The 22,012-nt window shown below is 55.8% G+C and carries 16 protein-coding genes and 2 pseudogenes; 7 read left to right on the forward strand and 11 right to left on the reverse strand.

Annotated features, from left to right (window positions below; genetic code table 11):
- The first annotated feature begins 96 nt into the window (after nt 1-96).
- A complete protein-coding gene (locus tag HS1genome_RS09485) occupies nt 97-1,497 on the forward strand; it encodes a hypothetical protein (RefSeq protein WP_126450761.1) in 1,401 nt (466 codons plus the stop codon).
- Between the two features lie 2 nt (nt 1,498-1,499).
- Here the strand turns inward: HS1genome_RS09485 and HS1genome_RS09490 are convergent, their stop codons facing one another.
- From HS1genome_RS09490 to HS1genome_RS09510, 5 genes are all read right to left on the reverse strand, one after another.
- Nucleotides 1,500-2,684 (reverse strand): hypothetical protein, encoded by a 1,185-nt coding sequence (locus HS1genome_RS09490; protein ID WP_126450763.1) that lies wholly within the window; start codon nt 2,682-2,684, stop codon nt 1,500-1,502.
- Between the two features lie 263 nt (nt 2,685-2,947).
- A complete protein-coding gene (locus tag HS1genome_RS09495; protein ID WP_126450765.1) occupies nt 2,948-3,751 on the reverse strand; it encodes a hypothetical protein in 804 nt (267 codons plus the stop codon).
- A 190-nt stretch (nt 3,752-3,941) separates the two neighbouring features.
- Nucleotides 3,942-5,654, reverse strand: coding sequence for a hypothetical protein (locus tag HS1genome_RS09500; protein WP_126450767.1), 1,713 nt, complete (start codon nt 5,652-5,654; stop codon nt 3,942-3,944).
- Between the two features lie 378 nt (nt 5,655-6,032).
- A complete protein-coding gene (locus HS1genome_RS09505) occupies nt 6,033-7,784 on the reverse strand; it encodes a hypothetical protein (protein ID WP_126450769.1) in 1,752 nt (583 codons plus the stop codon).
- A gap of 69 nt (nt 7,785-7,853) precedes the next feature.
- Nucleotides 7,854-8,351 carry a macro domain-containing protein gene (locus tag HS1genome_RS09510; RefSeq protein ID WP_126451398.1) on the reverse strand — a complete coding sequence of 166 codons (498 nt, stop codon included), beginning with the start codon at nt 8,349-8,351 and terminating at the stop codon, nt 7,854-7,856.
- Nucleotides 8,352-9,186: 835 nt separating this feature from the next.
- Between HS1genome_RS09510 and HS1genome_RS09515 the strand changes: the two are divergent.
- Together HS1genome_RS09515 and HS1genome_RS09520 are read left to right on the forward strand one after the other, a co-directional pair.
- Nucleotides 9,187-9,917 (forward strand): annotated as a pseudogene (locus HS1genome_RS09515) (glycosyltransferase).
- A gap of 32 nt (nt 9,918-9,949) precedes the next feature.
- Entirely contained in the window at nt 9,950-10,639 is a 690-nt protein-coding gene (locus tag HS1genome_RS09520) for a nucleotidyltransferase family protein (RefSeq protein ID WP_126450770.1), read from the forward strand.
- Here HS1genome_RS09520 and HS1genome_RS09525 read toward each other — a convergent pair.
- From HS1genome_RS09525 to HS1genome_RS09545, 5 genes are all read right to left on the reverse strand, one after another.
- Nucleotides 10,620-10,823 carry a hypothetical protein gene (locus HS1genome_RS09525; protein WP_126450772.1) on the reverse strand — a complete coding sequence of 68 codons (204 nt, stop codon included), beginning with the start codon at nt 10,821-10,823 and terminating at the stop codon, nt 10,620-10,622. The genes HS1genome_RS09520 and HS1genome_RS09525 overlap by 20 nt on opposite strands.
- A gap of 505 nt (nt 10,824-11,328) precedes the next feature.
- Nucleotides 11,329-11,745: an STK_08120 family protein gene (locus HS1genome_RS09530; RefSeq protein ID WP_229768147.1), complete on the reverse strand. Its 417-nt coding sequence runs from the start codon at nt 11,743-11,745 to the stop codon at nt 11,329-11,331.
- Nucleotides 11,742-12,530, reverse strand: coding sequence for a hypothetical protein (locus tag HS1genome_RS09535; RefSeq protein WP_126450774.1), 789 nt, complete (start codon nt 12,528-12,530; stop codon nt 11,742-11,744). The genes HS1genome_RS09530 and HS1genome_RS09535 overlap by 4 nt, the downstream gene beginning before the upstream one ends.
- Before the next feature lie 145 nt (nt 12,531-12,675).
- Nucleotides 12,676-13,797, reverse strand: a complete 1,122-nt coding sequence (locus HS1genome_RS09540) for an MFS transporter (RefSeq protein ID WP_126450776.1) — start codon at nt 13,795-13,797, stop codon at nt 12,676-12,678.
- Nucleotides 13,794-14,945 (reverse strand): Glu/Leu/Phe/Val family dehydrogenase, encoded by a 1,152-nt coding sequence (locus HS1genome_RS09545; protein ID WP_126450778.1) that lies wholly within the window; start codon nt 14,943-14,945, stop codon nt 13,794-13,796. The genes HS1genome_RS09540 and HS1genome_RS09545 overlap by 4 nt, the downstream gene beginning before the upstream one ends.
- 179 nt (nt 14,946-15,124) lie before the next feature.
- Between HS1genome_RS09545 and HS1genome_RS09550 the strand changes: the two genes are divergently transcribed.
- The 3 genes and pseudogenes from HS1genome_RS09550 (at nt 15,125) to HS1genome_RS12845 (ending at nt 18,316) form a co-directional block, all read left to right on the forward strand.
- The gene (locus tag HS1genome_RS09550; protein WP_126450780.1) at nt 15,125-15,334 is read left to right on the forward strand and encodes a hypothetical protein; all 210 of its coding nucleotides are present in this window, start codon (nt 15,125-15,127) and stop codon (nt 15,332-15,334) included.
- A 1,883-nt stretch (nt 15,335-17,217) separates the two neighbouring features.
- Nucleotides 17,218-17,499: pseudogene (locus tag HS1genome_RS13370) on the forward strand (MFS transporter); the annotation flags it as partial.
- Between the two features lie 136 nt (nt 17,500-17,635).
- Nucleotides 17,636-18,316, forward strand: coding sequence for an MFS transporter (locus HS1genome_RS12845; protein WP_232018755.1), 681 nt, complete (start codon nt 17,636-17,638; stop codon nt 18,314-18,316).
- Between the two features lie 142 nt (nt 18,317-18,458).
- On the opposite strand, the gene HS1genome_RS09565 is transcribed toward HS1genome_RS12845, so the two are convergent.
- Entirely contained in the window at nt 18,459-19,376 is a 918-nt protein-coding gene (locus tag HS1genome_RS09565) for an aldo/keto reductase (RefSeq protein WP_126450781.1), read from the reverse strand.
- A gap of 805 nt (nt 19,377-20,181) precedes the next feature.
- Here HS1genome_RS09565 and HS1genome_RS09570 point away from each other — a divergent pair.
- The gene (locus HS1genome_RS09570) at nt 20,182-21,552 is read left to right on the forward strand and encodes a DUF3782 domain-containing protein (RefSeq protein WP_126450782.1); all 1,371 of its coding nucleotides are present in this window, start codon (nt 20,182-20,184) and stop codon (nt 21,550-21,552) included.
- Nucleotides 21,553-22,012: the final 460 nt, after the last annotated feature.

The following is a 22,012-nucleotide window of genomic DNA, read 5'->3' on the forward strand; positions in this document are numbered from 1 at the left end:
GGGATCGATTCGACGAAGTACGTGTTACGAAATCTCCATTCGAATCCCGAGTTTCGTACAGCTAAGATTTAAAACCAGAAAAATCGTTCGTAATTTGTGCTAAAGAGGTCGATATGGGTCAGCCTCCTACTGGCCCTCTTCTGCGTCGGTCCGTTCGTGACCCTATCCCAGATTCCGACGTCCTACGCGCCTCCGATCGCGCTCCACCCGATTTACGTTGGACAGGTGAGGTGGTTCCCACCTGGGCAGACTACCCTATACTGGAACTCTTCCACTCCGGTGCTCCAGCTCGTCGGAAACAACCAGTTTTCGGCTGGGGAAATCCTCTTCGACCAGAACTACTCCGGCGGCACCATCTCGTTCTCGATCTTAGGTACGTTCTCCTCCTCATCGAGCGGTACTCCAGCAGACGGGTTCACCCTGATCATGTTCGCCTCGAACTCCAACCTCCCCAACGACAGTCCCTCCGACGCCACGGAACTGTCCGTACTCTCTGTCATGGGAGACGTCCTTTTCCCGAACTCGACTACGCCTTACCTCGCCGTGCAGTGGGACCCGTACTGGACCGTGTACGGGAGGGGGGAGTTCAACGCCTTGTTCGCCAACCCTCAAGGGGGAAGGGTTAGCTCTAACGACCTGTCCGTCCTCGCTTCCGGAGAGGGAAACGGATCGTTCGTTCCAGGACCGGATCAGTTGATCAACTTCACCGTAACCTACGGTGACGGCAAGTTGGAGGCGACGGCCGTTGACCTGAACACGGGCGAAGAAGCGCAACTCTCCATCGGCTTCAACTACACGTTCCTCCCCGGGAGCTACAAGTTCGGGGTCAACGCTGGCACAGGAAGCTACTGGGCCAACTGGGGCCTCCTGGGCGTCTCGGTCTCCCAGTCCGTACCCAAGGAGTACTCACTGACTTTCGAGTCCGTGGGCTTACCCCAAGGACTGACCTGGGGAGTGCGAGTTCAGAGCGAGGAGGTGAACTCCTCCTCCCAGTCCATCCAGCTCAACCTCCCGGCGGGGACTTACTCGTTCGAGGTGTTACCCCCAGGTGGGATGTCTCCGTCTCCGACTAACGGGACCCTCCACTTAGAGGGCGACACAACTGTGGTAGTGAGGTGGTCCGTGCTCTACCACCTCGTCAACGTGACTTTCTACGGTCTCCCGCCAGGCCTGGGGGTCAACGTCGAGGTGGGGAACCGGACGTTCCTGAACTACAGCTACGTGTTCAACGTCACCTCTGGCCACCTCCCCCTCGAAGTTCCCGACCAGGTGTCGATTCCCTTCCCCGGGACGTTCTACGGGAGTTACGTGGTGAGCGGGGTCAACGCGTCGGGGGCGGTGGCGAACCTAAGGGACGGTGAGGTGGTGATCAACTCCACCTCCCCCCAGGTCCACGTGAGGCTCAGCTTCTCGAGGTCGAGCGGGGGTGACGCCTGGCTCCTACTTCCGGCAGTCCTAGCGGTCGTGGCGCTCGTGAGGATGAGGAGAGAGCTGTGAGGTCAACCCTCCTCCAGCTCGTAGTACACCTTATCCCCTTCCCTCACGACGTTCGCCACCACGTAGACGACGTTGGACACGACCACCAGGTCACCCTTCCCGGAGGGGGCAGCCTGGACTTTCTCCACCGTCTGCCTCCTCACCGTCCTCATCACGCCGTACGCGGTCATGGAGCCTCCCACCAGGACGCTCGTTCCAGCAGCCAGCACGACCAGCTTAGACAGGGAGTCCACGGCCAGTCCCACCCCCCACGACGTTAACCCGATCGCCATTGCGTAGAACGCTACCTTCGACGCTCCCTCGGAGGCCCATCCAACCCCGTAGAGCACCGCCCCCACTAACATGGCCAGCGCCGACAAGTTAGGGTAGGAGAAAGCGAAAGCGAAGGGGAGGATGGAGAGGGACAGGGCCCACGTAGGCAATACGCGCCTCCCCTCATTCACCGAGGCTAGGGAAGGAGTGAGGGACATGAGCCCCCAGCCCCACGGAGCGAAGCTCGCGGCGACGAGAGCCCAGGAGGAGGGGGTAAGTCCCAAGGCCCTGGCCGAGACGGAGAACCAGGAGGGGATGCCGGTGGGAACGGTGAGCGCCGGGCCTGTGGAGATCCACCGGAGCGTCATTACCGTCCCGAGGATCAGCGCCGCTGCGGACGCGTACACCCTAGTCCTCTTCAGAAGTATGAGGACTAGCGCCGCGCCCAGGAAGACTGCCGAGTACACTGCTCCGCTGACGGCCTCTCCCTCGAGGCCGAGCGAGAGGGCCGGAATCCAGATCAGGGCGGAGAACGCCCCCAAGGCCGCCAGAACGGACCTCACCTCGCGGGCGGTGAGGCACCCGACGAACAACGCGACCAGAGAGACGGCCCCCACCTGAGCCACGGCGGTGGACGCAGTCGTCCCGGCGACTTGGTAAGCAGCTAACATCTCCCCAGGGAAGGCGCTTAGGGCGCTTAAGAAAGCCAAGGCGCCGATTCCCTTCCTGTGGAGTCCCCCACTGAAAGGTAGCCACAGGACGAGGACCACCGCCGACCCCACCAGGAGGACCGCGTACGTCCAGAAAGGTAGATAGAGGGCCGTCAAGAAGCGCTGGGCGAACTTCAGGGTGGACAAGGCCAGGAGCAAGATGTACCCGGTAGTGACGGCGTCGCGCGTAACGTCGAGTCCAACCTTGATAGCTCTCGTTTCCATTGGAGTTCACTCGAGTCGAAGCGGTTAAATACCTTACTCAATCCAAATACCTTCTAGAGGGCGGAGGTGTGGACGGACTTTCACGGAATGTCAAGGAGAGATCTACGAACCCTTCCAGTTCCTTGATCTCCAAACGAGTTAAAGGGAGTCGAGAGTTCGGGAGGCAAGGGTCAGGGATCCTCTAGAGGAAGGCCGGCGGCGTTTCATCCTATCGTCACCAGGTGCGTGGCCTTCGGAGCGGCACCTTCGGGATCCAGGGAGCCTCAATCATCGGGGGGTCTCCACGCTACGAAGTACATCCCCCGCGGTGGGTTCCACGTCTCTAGCGTGGCGCTCCTCTCGCCCTCCACCAGCCTGTGTTCGCACTTAATGGGTTCGAACTCGTGGGGACCGGAGTTAGTTACAACTGCAGCCCTCACTGCCCTGAGATCCCTCGGCCTCCAAGGAAACTGGACTTCCAGTTCGACGTGCAGGGCTGGCTGTCCCACTGCGATACCCTCCATACTGCTGTCCATGTTGTACCTCTCCCTGAGCTCCCTCACTGTGAGCGGAAAGTACCCCATGTCCCACGTGTTGAGTCCGTAGCTCACGACCTCCCCAACTTTCAAGGGAGGCTCGAAGACAGCGGCCAGTCTGACGAGTTTGGGACCTCTCTCTCTCACTTCCCACTTCGCCCCGCCTTTCCTTGCGGGGTCGGTGGGGTCGAACCTCCTTATCGCGGTAGGGCGAACTACTTTGGCCCCGTCCTTGGCGTGGAACCTGGCCGACTCGACTAACCTCTCCGAGAGGCCGTCCGAGAGGCTCACTGCCACATGTCTGACACTCAGCGCTCTATCCCCCCTCTCCGAGACGCTGCACCTCTTCCTGAGCTCGAGGTGGAGCAGTTCGGGTTTGTAGTCCAGCCTCCCCTTGCGAATGTAAGATCCTTGTTTGACCACAAGTCCCACGTTAATCAGCATGTTCACAGCTTCGATTGCACCTCTACGATGAGGTACCTCCACGCTCTTCTCGTTTCCCCACACCTCCTTTAGGAGGGCGGAGGTCCACCGTAGGGTTGATGATATCATATGGGAAATAAACGAGACAATATAAAAATGTTTCAGATCCCCGTAGATCGGAAGCCTTTTTTAGGAGGTCGGGACCTTGACCTGCCCCTTTACACTCCAAACTCTACCCAGATCTACATAGATCCGAAATGGGAATTCCCAGTGCACCACCTCGGAGAAACTGAGGTGAAATGGGCTCTCCCACATACAGTCAAAGGGTTCTGATACGGTTCCAGAGAGTACTTACGTCCTGTTTAATGCCGTTCCAGAGAGTACTTACGTCCTGTTTAATGCCGTTCCAGAGAGTACTTACGTCCTGTTTAATGCCACGCACGAAAGATTTCAGCACATGCAGTACGCTAGTTCCCGCCCCTGCACCGCATCCGCTGGGAGTAACAGGAACCAGTCCCCTTCCCTCAATTACTTGAACCGAGGAAGTGGCGTTGGAGAGTGTTAACTGAAAGAGGTTCCACTCCCACTGGATTTCGTGGTAAGTGTTCACCCTGATCTCCGACCCGAGCTGCACGTCTACGACTTCGTAATCGTCCGGGTTAAAAGGTAGTCCTGCGTCCCTCATCATCCTAGACAGGTTGACCTGCACCAACGTAGGTCCAGATCCTAGGTTGGCCGCCCATATGTAAAGTGGAAAGCCGGAACCTCCGTGAGGCAGAGTATAGAGGGTCCACGACACCTCTTGGACGGAACCGTTAATTACAGTAGGAATGGATTCGCTCTTCACAAAAGTCCCCATGTAGATCTCGGTGTGCGAGAGCCAGACCATAACTTCTGCGCCGTTCCAGTCTTCGGAGGGAGTTGAGTTGGAGATCCAAATGTCGAAGGCGAAGTCGTACGGAGCGGTGGACTTACTGAGAACGTATCCCACTGTGGCCTCGTAATCTCCGGACTCGAAGTTTGAAAGCCTGACTGGGAAAGTTAAGTTCTCTTGAGGAGAGCCGGGGTGTATCCATGTCCCGCCCTGATTGTAGAAGAGCTCTCCGTAGTCGACCTCGGGGTAGCCCACAACTCCTCCCTCGTTCGCCCCCTGGAAGGCCTCGCACAACTCCACTTGCGTCGTCAGACCGGAGGAATTCACGTACATGGAAACTTCCCCGCGGGAGTTGGGAGCCAAGTTCCAGAGGTTGGTCCCAACGTAGGCTGTCGAGGTGTTGAGCGCTTGGAACGGTTCAGAAGGAGTTCCCACGATCTCTGCCGTCGTCTGTTGCGGAGCGACTGAAGGATACGCTCCATTCGCCGCCAGATACACCCTTTGGCCGTCGACACAGATGGGGCTCCAGAGCGACTCCTCTGGACCAACCTGTGCGTAGGGAAGGCCTGTCCTTTGTCCGAGGACTAAGTAGAACTCTCCAGAACCGAGGTAAAAGGTGTAGCTGGCCAGGTTCGTCCCACCTCGGCTCAGGTTGACCGTGGCCTCACCGTTCACTCCCACCGACACGTTGAAGGTGTAGGCCACGTCAAAGGTGGGAGAACCGTAGATCTCGACTCCTTCAGAGCTGTACGGAACTCCGGACCCGTCGTAGTTGACCCAAACCCCGTAATAGGGACCGTTCTCTGGGTTGGCCTCTAGTAAAACGGTGAGGAACTTAGAGAGATTAGGTGTAACTAGGAAGAGCTCGGCCTGTCCCGAGGGACCAGACAACGCCTCCACAGTGAACTTCACGTCTATCGGCGGGACGAGAGGCTCGTCGTAGAGGACGCCCGTGGCCTGATAGGTTGAGTTGACACCTGCCATGAGGGTCCAGTTACCTTCGGGAACTAGCGTCGGGGGCACGACCTCGCTGGGCGGGGAGGAGGAGTTGGCGAGCACCTCCGCGAGGAGGCCGCCTCCTTGACTCCATTGGGCTGCGACAGCGGTGGCAGCGACTAACGTCGCTAGGACCAACAGCGACAACGACGCGAACTTCACAGTCGATTTACATTGAGTCGACTATTAATCTTTTCAGGGCCTCGATCGGGCACGACGCGAGTGGCTCCCCCAAAAAGGCGAGGTCTCCCACTTCTTCCTCCACCTCGCCTGTAGCGTGAAGAAGGGGATAACGTACACTTAGTAGGTTGGGTCCGAAACGCGTCGCGGTTCAAGGTCACACAACTCGGCGACGGTAACTGGGAAGAATCAGGACGCGTCCGTTAAGCTAGGTCCTAGTAGGAAGTCGACGTACGCTTTCACCGACTACTTCCAGAACTCCCCGTTAGGCAGCTCGTCCCTGAACTCTCTGGAGTTCCATGCCCCCAGTGCCACGGACGCAAGGGAAGTCCCTCCGTTTCTAAAGCACCACCAAAGTGTCTACCTCCTTTCCTTCTCCCTTCTAGTTCGCCCGTTCGCCCCACCCGCACTTACGCTCCTCGTCAGTGGCCTTCTCAAGGACGCCGCTAGGAACACTGCCAGGCCCAGGTTCACAGCCAAGTCCACCCAGAGGGACGACTCCATGAGTGGGGCGGCCGTGAACGTGGTGACTCCTCTGCCGTGCTTCATGGGAATTACAGTGAAGGTTCCCTGCCCTATGATCGTGGGAACTAGGGGTGTTGTACCGTTAGGAAGAGTGCCGTTCCAGAAGGGAGAGTATCTCACCAGGACGAAGGCCCGGCTCGAGTTCCCCCACACCACTATAGAGTAGGGTGAGAGGGTGATGTTCAGCGGATCCCCCGACGCGGAGAACGCGATCGATCTGAAGTCCCTGTTGAGGTAAACGTAGTAGGGAGGCGCGGCGTACTGCAAGGTGAGGCCGGGCTCGTTTACCTCTCCGGTGGTCACCAAGTACTGTACACCGTACGAGCCAAGCTCCTCGGCCGAGAGCCCTCCCTGAGTCACCCTTACACCCATGGGTACTAGGTTGGCCATGGCCAATTCCTTGGATATCTGCACGTTGTTGGAGAGGGAAGTGAACCAGTCGGTGTAGTAGACACCCACGTACCCTGACGTCCTCCCATCTAGGTAGTGGGCCACGTCGTAGAGGGAGTGGGACACCTCGTACTGAGACATGGGGAACGTGGCTAGAGCCGCAACGCCTGTGACGGAACCCAGGACCAGGACGGCGAACACGAAGGCAGTGAGAGGACGCGCCTTCACGTAGGAGAGGGCCAGGGCTAGGAGGACGAAGGCCAGCTCACCCACCTTGGAGGAGAAGCCGGTGAAGAGTGCCACTATCGCCCCTATCAGGGGAGGGTAGACACCTCCCCGAGAGGCCACGAGCCAGAAGCCGATCAGGAAAGCTAGCGCTACTTCCAAATAGAGGAACTCTGGAGTCCTCCTCCACCTCCTAGAGAGGAAGTAGAGGGAGGACAGGAGTAGGGCGAAGAGGGGCAACAGAACTACGTCGAGGGAGAAGGCCCTGACCTTCGCACTCAAGACCACCGACGGAACCGCTGCCGGGTAGGCGAAGAGGTACGCTGAGAGTTCTGCGCTCAGCTCGGAAAGGAAGGCGAGGCCGAGAGAGGTGAGGGCGGACCCGAGGAACTTTACCGACCTCGACTTCAGCAAAGGAGGGAGAAGCACGAAGGCAGAGAAGACGAAGGACTGGTAGAAGAAGAACTGGGCGATAGCGAGAGTGCTCGTGAGCATGAGGAAGTCCCTTAAGTTCCCTCTGGACGCCAACCTGTCCCCGAAGTGGTAAACCAGAGGCAAGAAACTCATACCCATGAGTACTCCTGGTCCGTCACCCTCCCTGATTATGTACGAGGCGTAAGGGTTGAAGCCGAAGAGGAGGGGAAGAACGTAAAGAGGCCACCCCCTGACTCCCCTAGTCCTCATGACGAAGTAGAGGCCCAAGGTGCCAACCACGCACGGCGCCACCGTCGAGAACTTGACGAAAGCCAGATATCCTCCAATAAAGGTCAGGTAGTAAATCAGGTAGTTGAGCAGCCCGACGACGACGCCACCTCCATACCCGGAGTAAGTCCAGAAGGTGGGTGGCGTGGGTGAAGTTGGAGGGGGTTCAGTGTCCACCACCTGGTACGGTCCCGCGGTGACGAAGGAGTGCAGGAGTAGGACGTAGACAGCGACCACGAAGGCGATGTAGTAACCGTCCTCCCTCCTCATTGCCTTAAACTAGACGTCCATTGTATATATAAGTGTCGCCGAGGGGCAAAACCCCTCATCCTTGAGATCCTATGGGGACCCGAGCTCCTTCCGGAAAATCCGACTGAAGACCTCGAATCCTTCATCGGTGTATATACAGACCACTATCCTGAGGCCGGCCTCCCTGAACTCCCTCAACACCCTCGCCGTGAGGAGTGCACACCTCTCGTATGGGTAGCCGTAAGCACCCGTAGATATCGCTGGAAGGGCGACGCTCTTTGCTCCAAGTTCCATGGCCTTAAGGATCGAGTTCCTCACCGCGGACTCCAGCTTGTCGTCCCCCTCAACTCCGTAGATGGGACCCACAGCGTGGACTACGTATTTGGCCCTCAGCCTGCCCGCACTTGTGACGGCTACGCTGCCGGCTGGAACGGGCCCGTGTTTCCTCACGTACTCCGTGCTCTCCCTCTGTATCCTAGGTCCTCCCTTCTCCGATATCGCCAAGGCCACCCCTCCTCCGTGCTCCAGGTAAGAGTTGGCGGCGTTAACTATGACGTCGACTTCAAGCGCGGTTATGTCTCCCTTCATGAGGACGACTGTGGTAGAACCTAAGCTGAACTCCACGCGTAGGTCACCTTTACTTCTTCGATATAAACGTTGTTCCAAATTGGTCGTACAAAGGGTGAGGATACGGCCACTCGACCTCCACGCGTTCGTCGATCCGGTTGAACCCGATCGAGAACACGCCCACTCGCGAAATTTTACAAATCGACGAAAGCCTAGCCATTCTGTACGGAGAGTCGGCCAATTTCACTTTCGACGGACCCAACGAAAACGAGTGGTACCCATTTACTTTATTACAATAAATCACGAGCTTACCCTGGAGGTCTTCGTTGCCTTTTAACCGGTTGAACCACGATTCGTGTTCTAACACGTTTTCTGTTCCGAGAAGTCCCTATGCCGTATCTAAAGTTGAACCACGATTCGTGTTCTAACCACCCAACATTCTTCGAAATACTCGCCACGAATTCCTCTAGCGCTTAGGACTATTCGTCCCTTTGGAATGGTCGACTTGACACGTCTTCAAACGTGGGGGCCGAAGTACGGGAGAGTCCCCACAAGTGTACACGAAGCGGGTCCTCGGCTGACCCCAGGTTCCAATCCGAGTCCAATCGAATTTCGTCTCACTCGCGGACGTAGGGTATCACTTGTCCTCGCTGCTGCTCGAGGAACCACAGGGAACCGAATTATTGTACGGGTTCCGGAAAGAAGATTGAGAGTTACCGTTTCGTGTGAGGATCGATCTGTTAGAGTAGGAACTTCACCTTACATCGCTTCGAATCATTCCCGACGAAGTGGATAGTCAAGTTCTCCACTAGATATAGAAGAGATACACTTTTAAGTAGAAACCTGACATTCTCCCGTGCTCACCGTCGTAGTTCCAGCGTACAACGAAGGGGAGAGAATAAGGGAGACCCTCTCCCAACTGACGTCGAGTTTGAGGGACGTTGAAGTCATCGTCGTCTTCGATGGAGACGACCACACCCCTGACGTGGTACGGAATTACCCTGTGAAGCTAGTGGTGAGCAAGGAGAGGCTAGGGAAGGGGGAGCGATAAAGGAGGGGATCAGGAGGAGCCAAGGGGACCTCATAGCCTTCCTAGACGCTGACATGCCAGTCACCCTTCAGGAGTTGGTGGAGGTAGTGAGCGCTACGAAAGGGGCGGACCTGGTTGTAGCCAACAGGAAGTTCGTCGGTTTTCCCAATTTGAGGAAGTTCCTTCACCACGCGTTTATAGTAACTACGAAGGCTTTCTTCCCGTCCTTGATGGACTTCAGCGATTTCCAGGCCGGGCTGAAGGTGATGAAGAGCTCCAAGGCCCTGGAGGTACTGGACGAACTGGTGATAAACGACTGGCTTTTCGACGTGAACTTGATCTACTCGTTCGTGAGGAGAGGTTACAAAGTGGTGGAAGTACCAGTCACCTGGGTCCACAAGGACGGAGGGAAAGTTTCCGGAAGGGTTGTAAAGACGGCCACCATGATGTTCCTGTCTCTGGTGAAGTTGAGGACCTATTACTCCCCAGCCAGGTGGGTGCTTCGAACCAGGCTATACAGGAGGGCCGAGGCCTGGCTGCAGAGGGTACTCCGTTGAGCTTTTTTTGTTGGGAGGTGGAGGCCGTCTAAATGAAAGCTGTCATACTGGCTGGGGGGCAGGGGAAACGTCTCAGACCCTTCACTGAGGACAAGCCGAAGCCGTTGATTGAACTGGCTGGGAGACCGATAATAGAGTGGCAAATACTCTGGCTCAGAGAGCAGGGAATAAGGTCGTTCGTAGTGCTGGCGGGCTACAGGAGGGAGAGGCTGATAGAGTACTTGGGCGGAGGGAAGAGATTGGGAGTGAGTGTCGCGTTTTCGGTGGAGGACGAACCCCTGGGGACGGCGGGAGCCCTGAAGAACGCCGCTCACCTCCTGAACGAGGAGTTCCTGGTGGTGAACGGTGACGTGATCACCGACGTAAAAGTGGCGTCTATGTCTCTGAACGGCGAAGTGGCGTCCATGGTTCTAGTCCCCCTGAGGAGCCCCTACGGTGTGGTCTACACTAAGGACGATCACGTGGTTAGGTTCGAGGAGAAACCTCTTCTGGGCGACTACTGGATAAACGCCGGAGTTTACCTCATGAGTCCGCGGGTGGTGGAGTACCTGCCCGACAAGGGGGACTTGGAGAAGACCACGTTCCCTGAACTGGCCTCTAAGGGTCTCCTCAGGGCAGTGAAGACACACTCCTACTGGAGGTCCATAGACTCGGTTAAGGACGTTGAGGAAGTTAGTAGGGACCTAGAGGAAGGGAAGGTCCTCAACTTGAGGAGTCCCTAGACACTCCGACCAATATTACGCCGCCCAACAGCAGGAAGAAAGTGTAGGTCGAAGTCAGGTTAGACAGCCCTTGGTTGGTGAAGTATTGTATGGCGGAAATTACCATTAAGATCAGGGCCGTGGCGACGAGGCTCCTCCCAAGGTTGACCAGGAGTTCCACAGTTTCCTTCAGTTTGGGAACCATAGATTTCTTTCTCCCGATCGGGGGGTGATACCTCCGTCCTCCTTGCTTTCGATAATACTAGACGCGAGAGTGACTCGGAAGTCGATTTATCAACTGGACCTCAAACGCGAGATCAAGTTCACTCCTCCCAGGCAGAGTAAATGGAACTTCCATCGCTCTCTCACAACTCCAGGCCACGGAAAGACTCCTCCAGGGCAGTTCCTCCTCGGCTTGGAGTCAGGTCCCTCTGTGGACGCTGAAGGGTCTTTTCCCTAGTTCGAACAGCGGTGGATCCTTCGAACCTCCTTCACCTAGGTGAGGGTGACGACGGTGTCGGCTTCAACCGTAACTCGATCTGGGCGGGCGGAGATCGTTCAGACGAGGAATAGCCGCAGAGGGAGCAACCTCGACGGACCTATGTTGAAAAAGTGAGGAGCCCTACACGTTATCCCCGAACGGAGGAGTTCCCACCGGTAGTCGAGAGAGGGAAGCCACGGTATACACGAGGAGACCGCACAAATAGAGATCACACCCCAGCCCCAAGATCGAGGTTACGGGAGTCACTCACAACTTTCCCTAGGAAACCGTCGAACCACCTCCTCACGAAGAAAATTCCAGAGACATTTTCCATCCATCCAGAGTACTGAAACTCTAGGAGAACTCGTCGGTCAGCGAACTTAATGAGCAGTTCCCCTGAACCTTCCTTCCCTCCTGTAGTGAGGACGAAGTGGTACGCCACCTCGTCCCCTCGAACCTCCCTGTATATGTTGAGCACGAAACTAGAGCCTATGAACTTCCCGTCACCTCTGAAGGAACCTCCGACCTGGTGCACCTGTTTCACTGGAGGGAAAAGCCTCGGGAACACGTAGTTTGGATCCGACAGCGCCCTCCAGAGCGGATCCTTCCCGCTTGGATGGAGGTCTATTGACCTGGAAACCCTCACCTTCTCACCTTCCTGTGTTCCAGGAGGTCGAGGAGCGGTATCTCCAGGCCCACTACTTCGACTTCGCCTTCCAGGAAGACCAGCTTACTGAGGACCTCCTCCCCGTTCAGGACCTCCCCTTTGGAGTGGAGCCTGTAATTCCTGATTTCACCGTCGCACACTGTGACGAGGAGCGCGAAATCCCCTCCTCTAACTACCACACCTCCCATCGCGATCTGCTTAGCGATTTCCCTAACCTTCTGCAGGGCCATTTCGAGACTCCCCTGGAACTTACCTACCTCCGTTAGGTTGGGCCCTCGAGACTCCCTGAAGTACGTGGTGAAGTAAGAGGTCAGTCTCTCAACCGCGATCCTTCCCACGTCGGTCTTGTTTCTTGCCAACAATTTATCGAACCCTCCACCTTGCATCGAAACGTCCACCACTACCTTGAGGGCGATCTCTCCCGCGTGCTCTCGGATGTAAGTCGTTAGTCGCCAATTGAACTTACCGTCGTCCGACCAGCCTGAAACCTCCGTCGCCCCGGCAGTGAGGTAGGGGCCCTTCATGATACCCGCGAAGGCGATCGGTTTGGAGTCAGGTGACCATAAACAGTACACGACCCTGAAGTCGTCCGCTACGCCCTCTGAAGAGTCGCTCAGCGATACGTACATCTTCTTCTCCCGATCGTACACTCCAATCAACTGCACGAAACCGAGGACTCCAGCCAACTTGAAGGGGTCGAGAAGCTGAGCCAGTACGGCAGCCCTGTTGCCCTTGATTCTCACCTCACCGTCATACAACACCATGACTGATTGATGATCGGGGGAATTTGTCTATAAAAGATTTGTTACCGTTGAACGGGACCCCGGAAAACGACTCAGCCGCGTTGTGACTAGTTGTTAAACGTTTTCCTTGGATTTCGACGACTCAGCCACCCCTCCCCGGAGTCCCTCAGCTGTGCCCCACTTCCTCGAGCGACTTGAGCCTCGGGACGAAGGCTACTCCCACTGCCAATAAAGCGGAGCTCGCGATCATGGGTACGGAGTAGTGAATCCAGACGCCGGAAAGGAGAGGAAAGGCTCCGAGGGGGATCGCGACTCCTCCCAAGTTCCCGAAGAACCACACCGCTGAGTTCACTACTCCAGCTTGCTTCGGGTCTATGGATGCGGCCAGGTCTATGAGCACAGGGAACGCCCCCACCATGAGGAACCCCAGAGCTACGTTCACGACTACCTGAGCGTATAGGCTAGAGACCAACGCGTAGATGGCGGAGAGCACTACAACGGCCGGCAAGACGGCGAGTAGGAGTCTGACCTTCCCTGTCCTATAGGTTACGGCAGGTAGGATCACGCTCCCTATCATTCCCCCCAACACCAAGGAAGTTCCCACCAATCCCACCTGTGCGTCGGAGAACTGAGCCAGGATCTGGCTTATCCACGTGAGGACCCCTATGAATAGCCCCATGCCCACCCCCACAACGTAGTAGACCGGCCAGAGTTCCCTTAAGTGAACTGATCCCCTCCCCTTTAACACGACGAAGGGGTACTTCGTTGAGGGAAGGGACAACGCTGTGAAGACGAGGCTAGTCACGGCAGAAGCCAGCAGAAAGTAGAGGAAATCCCCCAGTACCAGGGGAGGGACACCTAGGCCCAAAGCTATGCCCACGAAGACCGCCGCCGTCTCCGCCCCGATGATTAGGGACGCCCTACTTGGATACAACGACTCTGCGAACTTCGCTGTGCTGTTCAATAGGAAGGGCTGAGCCACAGCTATTCCCAACTGTCCAATCACAAGTGGGAATAGTCCGTGAGCCAGCCTAACGAAAGAGGAGACAGTCATCAACGCTCCTCCCAAAGTCACGGATAGGTAGGGTCCCTTGGAGTCTATGAACCACCCGACTGGCAGAGAAGTGAGTATGTAGACGAGTGGGAAAAGTATGACGAAGAGTCCCACGTCGAAGGCGGAGACGTGGTAGGTAGCCGCCACGAAGTTGGTTATGGACGAGAACTCTATCCAGGAGAGCTGGTTCACCGCAACCAGAGCCAGGAAAGAGACCAACGCGATGGACTTCACTTACCGAACCTCCTCTCCAGTTCCCTGACTGGGTCAGTCACGCTCGTAGGTGTCAACAACTTCCTCCTGGCCTCCTCGATTAAGGCTAATCTGGGTGGCCTCCCCACCGAGAGGGAGTCCCTCACCTTCGACGATATAGTCTGCTCTAGGAACTTGAATATAGCTGACTCGTCGTTGACTCCCACCGCCCTGGCCATGACCTCAGACAACACCCCGCCAGCGTTAGCCACGAGGTCAGGCACAACGAGGATTCCCCTCCTGAAGGCGAGTTCCTCCGCTTCTTCGGTCAGTGGCTCGTTGGCGGCCTCGACTATGACTTTGGCTCTCACGGAGCGGAGTCTCGCCCCGTCTATGACGTGCATCCTAGCCCCTGGAACGAGCACGTCCACGTCAAGCGAGTAGAGGTCCTCCCTCCTTAGAGGAGGTAGACCGTAGTGCAGGACCAGGGAATCCCCGTACTCCCTCCTCATGGACTCCAGCTTCTGCACGTCGAGCCCGTCGGGGGAATATAGGGTACCTTCAACGGTGGACACCGCCACAACCTTAGCTCCCATCCTGTGGATGGCCCTCACCACTCCTCTTCCCACCTTGCCGTACCCCTCCACCGCGACCTTAGCTCCATTCAGTTCCATCCCCGCCAACTCGAGAGCTGTCCTGGCTGAGACGGCTACGCCAAACCCAGTGAACTGATCCTCCAGTGGTAGCCCGTCCACCACCTTCGTCGCCAGGGGAGATGGAGAGAAGTCCTTAACTCCGGCGGCGTCGTAGATCTGCGCCAAGTCCTCGGCGTTGGTCCCCATGTCCTCACCTGGGACGTAGAGCCCCGTCTTCAGTAGGGAAGCCGCTGACCTGCCGAAGGACCTCAGTGCAGCTCTCCTCCTCCCGTCCCTGGGATCCAGAAGTACGCCAGCCTTGGCTCCCCCTATAGGAATGTCGAAGGTGGCGAACTTGTAGCTCATTACCCTCGCCAGTTGGGCGACCTCCTTAACCGTGACGTCACCCAGCATCCTCACCCCTCCGGCCGCGACGCCGTGGGGGGCGGTGTCAACCACAACTACCGAATCTAGGTTTAGGGACGGGTCCCTGAACTTGAACACTCCTAGCGGACCCAGGTCGTCCGGGACTATCCCGTCGGCTTCCAGGAACACATTAAAAGCGAGGAAAGGAAAGATAATAGCTTTACCCTCGATCTCTCGCCCACGTTTTCCTCACATGGTTTGCGAAGCTCCTCGCTTGTAGTTTGAGACCGGCCCAGTGTGACAGGGAAGCCAAAGAATAGTGCTAAGTTAAAGCGGCGAGTCTCGGTGACGTGAAGGGGGTGAATGGATTGCTTGAGAGAGCAACCGAGGTGAACGTCAAAGATGATGGGGAGCAGGCCTACAAGAACCAGGGCGTTGGCGAGCGTACCACAAACGACGAAGGGAGTAAAGTGGGCAAGGTGGGGTCGCCAAGTTCGGAAGGCGGGGACCTAGTGGTGGTAAAGGAGCCATACTTCGTGGTGGGGACTCGAACTCAAGGATGGGAGATGTTCGTGTAGATGATCAAGTGACGATTTCAGCTCGCCTGCGGGTCTTCCACAGGGACTACCGGTCTGGTGTCTATGAGTGCCGACTTCCTCCCCGTCACGAACGGCAGGGCTTTCCGCCACCTCTACCCCCTATTTTGTGACAATCTTAGACGCAGCCCACTTTGAGTCCTACCTTCGTGGAGATGCTGTTGGATTCGTTAGCGCTCGATGGAGAGTGGGTAGGGACCCTCTTCAAGGGCGAGGGCCTTCGTTCGTGGAAAATGTTGTCCTCGTCGTTGATACCCCATCTCTCGAGGAGGAACGGGGTGAAGTCTTGGGGTTAGTAAGAGCTTTGACGTTATCATCCAAAACCGTCCATATCGGGGTCCAAGAGGCCAGTAGATGAGTTCCAGGATCTGCATCGCTCCACAACGTATTAGATTTTCCCGTCCCTCACTTCCACGCCCGTCGCGGCGCATGTTTGCTCCTTCGACCAGGACCAAGTCCCCGTTTCTGAACTGGGTTCAACGTTAGACCTACCTGTGACATTAGCGTCACCCCTCGTACCACCGGAACGGCTCAACTCACGGGACTACTGGGAAGTCTCGATCGAACTGGTCCTCTCTTCCCTCTCACTACTGGTTTTCGACGTCTGAGGTGGAGGACTCGCTTTTGGAACTTGCTCTTCTTCGGTCTTGGCGGGCGTTGACTCCGTGAACACCCCTTAACTAAATAATAGATTAACGGTCCACTAGACGATACCGCCCAAGCTACCGAAGGATCCCACCACGCTTTACCACGTATTCGCAACCAGAGAAAAGCGCTTCTAAGGCGGAAAAGACTAAAGCCCATCGAAGCGTGAGTGTTGTCCCTAAAATAAGGAAGAACATTGCGGTCATAAGTACAGAGTAGTTCACGTCTTTAGCCGCTGACTTCCTCCCCGCCCTGGAAGGGCGATGGTTCCCTCCCAGAGGGATCGTCGTTCCCACCATCGGTTCGGGTTTACATCCCTCGTTTGGTGGGCAGTCGAGTGGATCAGAGGTCCACTCCCATTTGAAGAGGAGGGGACTTTCATCGCAAAGCTCTAGTCCCTTAAGGGAGAAGAGAGACGATGGTTGCTCCTCCCACAGTCCCATTAAACCTTCGATCGAGCTGGGGAGGAGCGTCGTTAGTACCACTAAGAGAAATTTCACAAAGAAGTATAAATATGAGGGGGCTGTTCACCCCCGTGAAGGGCGAGGCTTTCCGCCCCCTCAACCCCCGAATTTTGTAAACTACCCCGCCCTCACGGACGGGGTCTCTGGCGATGAGGACGAAGAATCCCGCCATGAGCTCGAAGAATAGAATCATGGCCGCTAAGCTAACGTCTCCCCGATGGCCATCTATATCGTCCTCATTCACAGACCTTGCCTCTTAATTTTGAAAATTTTTATTAGCTACGTGCTCGGCGCATCGACGATGTGGCCTCAAGACGGTGAGTTCATCCGGGAGGCCTAGGCCCCCAAGGGCGTGCTCTCTCAAGCAGTGTGGTTCGAGGAGTACGGTCTGTTTTACCGTTACTAGTTAACAGGTAACATCGAAAAGTCGATGGACCTTATACATCATTTCGTCTTCTACTCCAACTAAATTGACAGTAAATAGCGAGGTTATCGTGGGAGTTCACCAGATTCCCCTACGTCCTTGGACCAGTTCCTACTTACTTCAACGAATTTCACGTTGAAGGCCAATGGAGCGATTGAGCCCCTAGCGCTTACAACGGAACGTTCGGGAGACCGCGGAAGTTCCATTGAGTTAAGTCTGGGACTTAGTAGGATCAGATCGATCCGCATAATAGCATTTAGTGCATAATAAAAACTTTTAAAAAGGCTTAAATCATTCTTTATTTAATGAGAAAGCTCACTGTTGCGGCCGCCATGACAGGAACACTGATAGAGTGGTACGACGTTTTCATTTTCACCTCCGGAGCAGTATACGTAGGAGAGGAGCTTTTTCCTAGCACAAACAGGCTAGCTGCTGTACTGGGCGTGCTTCTGGTCTTCGCCCTAGGGTTCGTCACGAGGCCGGTGGGAGCACTACTCTTCGGCCACTACGGTGATCTCAAGGGAAGGAGGTATTCCCTGGTCTTCACCCTAGTCCTCTCCGGGGTTTCGAGCGGGCTGATAGGGATCCTCCCCACCTATAGGGAGGCGGGGGCGGTAACCATAGGCCTCTTAGTACTGTTGAGGCTGATCCTCGGACTCGGGCTCGGGGGAGTGGGGAGGGGCAGTTCTCCTCACCGTGGAGGAGGCGGGGTCGAGGAGGTCTTTCTACAGCTCTTTCGTTCAGTCGACCGTGGGAATCGGGCTGATGCTGGGAAGCGTAGTCTTCCTGGCCCTCACCTCCGTCCTCCCACAGAGTGCCATGCTGAGTTACGGGTGGAGGATACCGTTTCTCCTCTCGTTCCTCATGGTGGCCGTGGGTCTAGCCCTCCGACTCAAAGTCGACGAGACCCCTCTCTTCAGGAAGGCCAAGGAGAGAGGCCTGTTGGTGGCGGTACCGTCCAGGGATACCTTCAGGAAGTACTGGAGGGAGGTGCTGTTGGGCACAGTAATAGCGGGCTCCCTCGGGACGATCTTCTACGTCGGTGCGGTGCTTCTACCCACATACTACTCCCTGTTGGGGCTTAGTCCCTCCTCGGTGTTCTTGGGGGCCTTCGCTTTCGCCGCCTCCGAGGTGACCTTCGTGTTCGTTGGTGGAGCCCTAGGAGATGCGGCCGGAAGGAAACCCGTCCTCCTAATAGCGAACGGTCTTCCGCTCCTCGCGGTTTACCCAGTTTTCCTTTTCCACTCCGTTGCGACGTTCTTCGCGGCTATGGTCCTGTTCGGTTTCTTCCACGGGGTGGGTTACTCTCCCCTCGCGGCCCTGATAGCAGAGATATTTCCCACAAACGTCAGGTACACCGGTTCGTCCTCAGCCTATCAGTTCGGCAACGCCTTCCTGGGGGACCGGCGAGCTACGTTTCAGCAGATCTAGGTTCATTGTCGGTCCTCCTATATCCGTTATATATGATAGTTCTTTCGGTGATCACGTTGGGCTTCATACTCAGGGCCAGGGAGTCTAAGGAGGTATCAATGGAGGGCTGACTCGTACCGTGGGGTCGTTTTAGTCCACTGGTCTATACCAGTTCCTTCGAGCGTAAGTCTAGCCACACTTTGGTTGAAATAGACTCAAGCGACTGGATGGCGTCGAGCGGCGTCTCTCTGAAGCCGACGTTCTCTTCTAGGTGCTTCTGTTTAGTCGTGTTGAATACAGGGAACACTAGCTCCTTTGATGTCAACCAGCCTAGGAGGACCTGTGCTGGCGTGAGCCCCAATCTCTCTGCCGTCTTCCTCACTTCCTCCACTAGGGGAGCGAGGGCCTCGACTACTCCGTCCTTAGCGAGGAAGTACCACCTGTACTCGTCCCTAATCTCCCTCCTTCCTACCAGGTAGCCTAAGCCGAGGGGATCGTAGGCCAGAATCGGAATCCCCTCCCTACTAGCGTAAGGGTAGACCTCTTCCTCGATTGCCCTGAACAGTAGGTTGTAATGCACTTCGTCTGCCGCCACGTCCGTCCTCGACAGGTGTTCCCTGAACTCCCTCAGGAGGGGGAGGGAGAAGTTGCTCACTCCCACGTACCTCACCTTCCCGTCGTTAACTAACTTCTCCATGGCCTTCGCCGTCTCCCTGAGGGGGACGTAGTGGTTAGGCCAGTGGACTAGGTAGAGGTCGATGTAGGAGACGTCTAGCCTCCTCATGCTCCTCTCCGCAGACTTGAGGACGTCGTCGTACCTTAGGTGTTCCGGGGAAACCTTGGTGATGAGGAACACCTCGTCCCTTTTCACCCCCTTTATCACCTTGCCCAACACCCTCTCGGACTCTCCTTTGCCGTAGGACTCCGCAGTGTCGAACGCGTTGATCCCCAGCTCTATGGCCCTGTTCAGGAGCTTCACTGCCTCCTCCTCACTGACGAGGGTTCTCACGCCGTGTTCGAATGTGCCGAGTATTAGGGGAGAAATCTCCTCCCCGGTCCAACCCAACTTCTTCCTTTCCACGAGTAAAGGCCTTCGCTCTACCTAAAATGTATGGGGTATGATCCGCAGAGGTGTGTGTTTCGTTTACTTGTCCATGAAAGCCAACAGCTAATTCGAGCATCTAAACGGCATTACTCGATGCGCATCGTTTTACCTTGGTGAGGGTGAAAGGAAGACTTCTCCGGAAGGAAGGCCCCATTCAATAGGCGGTTCTCAAGAAATCTTACGAATGATGGTCATTGATGGAGTACACCGAGAGAACATCGCAGGAGGAAGGTCGATCCGTTAAACTTCCACCCTAATTGGGAGAGTCTTTCGCCTGGCCTTAGTCGTAGAGGTCCGTGAAGTCCCCCATTCCTTTTTGAAAAATATTAGGTGTAACGGGGTGGAAAGCTCCATTAAAGCAACGTAGTTTACAATAGAGGGAGTTGAGGGGGATAACCTCCTCATTTAAGTATTAGCTTTGGTAAGATCTGTTTTAGTGATACTAGCGACATCCCTACTCAGCTCCGTTGAGGACTAAACTAGACTCAGGTGTGGGCAGCTGACATATCTCCCCTTAAGGGAGCTCGCCGACGAAAGTGCCCTTCTCTGGGGACGGTTCTCCGAGTCGCTCGACCGTCCCAGAGAGATGTGACCCCCAACCAACGCTTAGAATATCCAACCCTTGGGGGGACCCTTCAAGGACAGGGAGGAAGCTAGGTAAAGGATACCAATCATAGACCATCTTGCGGATCACAAACGTACTTTCCAGTTGGGAATGTCCTATGGATTGAATGAAATTTTCACCGATAGGTTAAAATAGGGTCCAACGGATCCTGACCTGATGAGCGTTAAAGAGGAGATATTGCGACTGTTGAAGGAAGACCCTGATTTCCGAAGAGAATTAAGTGATGTATTAGGGCTCACGGCATTTAGCCAGCTCAAGGAGGCTACAGAGCAGTTGTCTAAGGTAGTAGTCCAGTCCAGGGACTTAGCTGTCCGTTTAGAGGGCGTGGTGGAGAGGTTGGTGCAGAGGGTCGATCAACTGACGCAGAGGGTCGACCAGTTGGCGGTCAGGATGGACCAGTTGGCGGAGGCCCAGAGGAAGACGGAGGAAGAACTCAAGCTGTTGGCGGAGGCCCAGAGGAAGACGGAGGAGAGGTTGAACCAACTGACGCAGAGGGTCGACCAGTTGGCGGTCAGGATGGACCAGTTGGCGGATGCTCAGAGGAAGACGGAGGAGAGGTTGAACCAACTGACGCAGAGGGTCGACCAGTTGGCGGATGCTCAGAGGAAGACGGAGGAGAGGTTGAACCAACTGACGCAGAGGGTCGACCAGTTGGCGGATGCTCAGAGGAAGACGGAGGAGAGGTTGAACCAACTGACGCAGAGGGTCGACCAGTTGGCGGATGCTCAGAGGAAGACGGAGGAGAGGTTGAACCAACTGACGCAGAGGGTCGACCAGTTGGCGGTCAGGATGGACCAGTTGGCGGAGGCCCAGAGGAAGACGGAGGAGAGGTTGAACCAACTGACGCAGAGGGTCGACCAGTTGGCGGTCAGGATGGACCAGTTGGCGGATGCTCAGAGGAAGACGGAGGAGAGGTTGAACCAACTGACGCAGAGGGTCGACCAGTTGGCGGAGGCCCAGAGGAAGACGGAGGAAGAACTCAAGCTGTTGGCGGAGGCCCAGAGGAAGTTAGAGGAGTTCTTATTGGCTACAAGGAAGGAGTTCTCAGAGAGGTTCGATAGGTTGGAGAACAAAATAGGGATGCTAGACAAGACCATTAGTAGCCTCGGTCAAAGGTGGGGAGTCAGTTACGAGGAGCTGATAAGGGAGTTCTTCAAAGAGATTGTCGAGAGTGAAGGGATAAACTTAGACTTCATAAACAGGTTCACCTACAAAGACCAACAGGGTAATTTCGGTGCTAAGGGAACTAGGTATGAAGTCGATATATATGCTAAAGACGATAAGGTCTATCTCATGGAGGTCAAATCCTTCGCAGAGGGCGACGATGTGGAGTGGTTCAACACTAAGTGCGACGTCCTGACTAGAGTATTAGGACTGAAGAACCCCATTAAGTTGTTCTTGGCAGTTACAGCTAGGGAGGACGCGGTGGAGAGTAGCAAGGCCCACGGAGTTAAGCTGATATATGGAAATCTGGTGGAAGAACCCAAGAGGTCCAAAGGGAAGAGCGAGGAAGACCTCTCAGCGTAGGGAAATCCCTTCACTAATAGCGAACTGAGTTCGAAGTACATGGAACTGACCTCCTCCCCGCCCTGGAAGGGCGATGGTTCCCTCCCAGAGGGATCGTCGTTCCCACCACCGGTTCGGGTTTACATGTCTCGTTTGGTGGGCAGTCGAGTGGATCAGAGGTCCACTCCCATTCGAAGAGGAGGGGACTTTCATCGCAAAGCTCTAGTCCCTTAAGGGAGAAGAGAGACGATGGTTGCTCCTCCCACAGTCCCATTAAACCTTCGATCGAGCTGGGGAGGAGCGTCGTTAGTACCACTAAGAGAAATTTCACAAAGAAGTATTTAAATACAAGGGAGCTGTTCACCCCCGTGAAGGGCGAGGCTTTCCGCCCCCTCAACCCCCGAATTTTGTAAATTTAACCACCGCGTTTTCACTATCACCTCTTACTTGAGAATCTCTTTACTTCAATATTCTGCGCATG

The organism is Sulfodiicoccus acidiphilus (assembly GCF_003967175.1).
GTDB lineage: Archaea > Thermoproteota > Thermoprotei_A > Sulfolobales > Sulfolobaceae > Sulfodiicoccus > Sulfodiicoccus acidiphilus.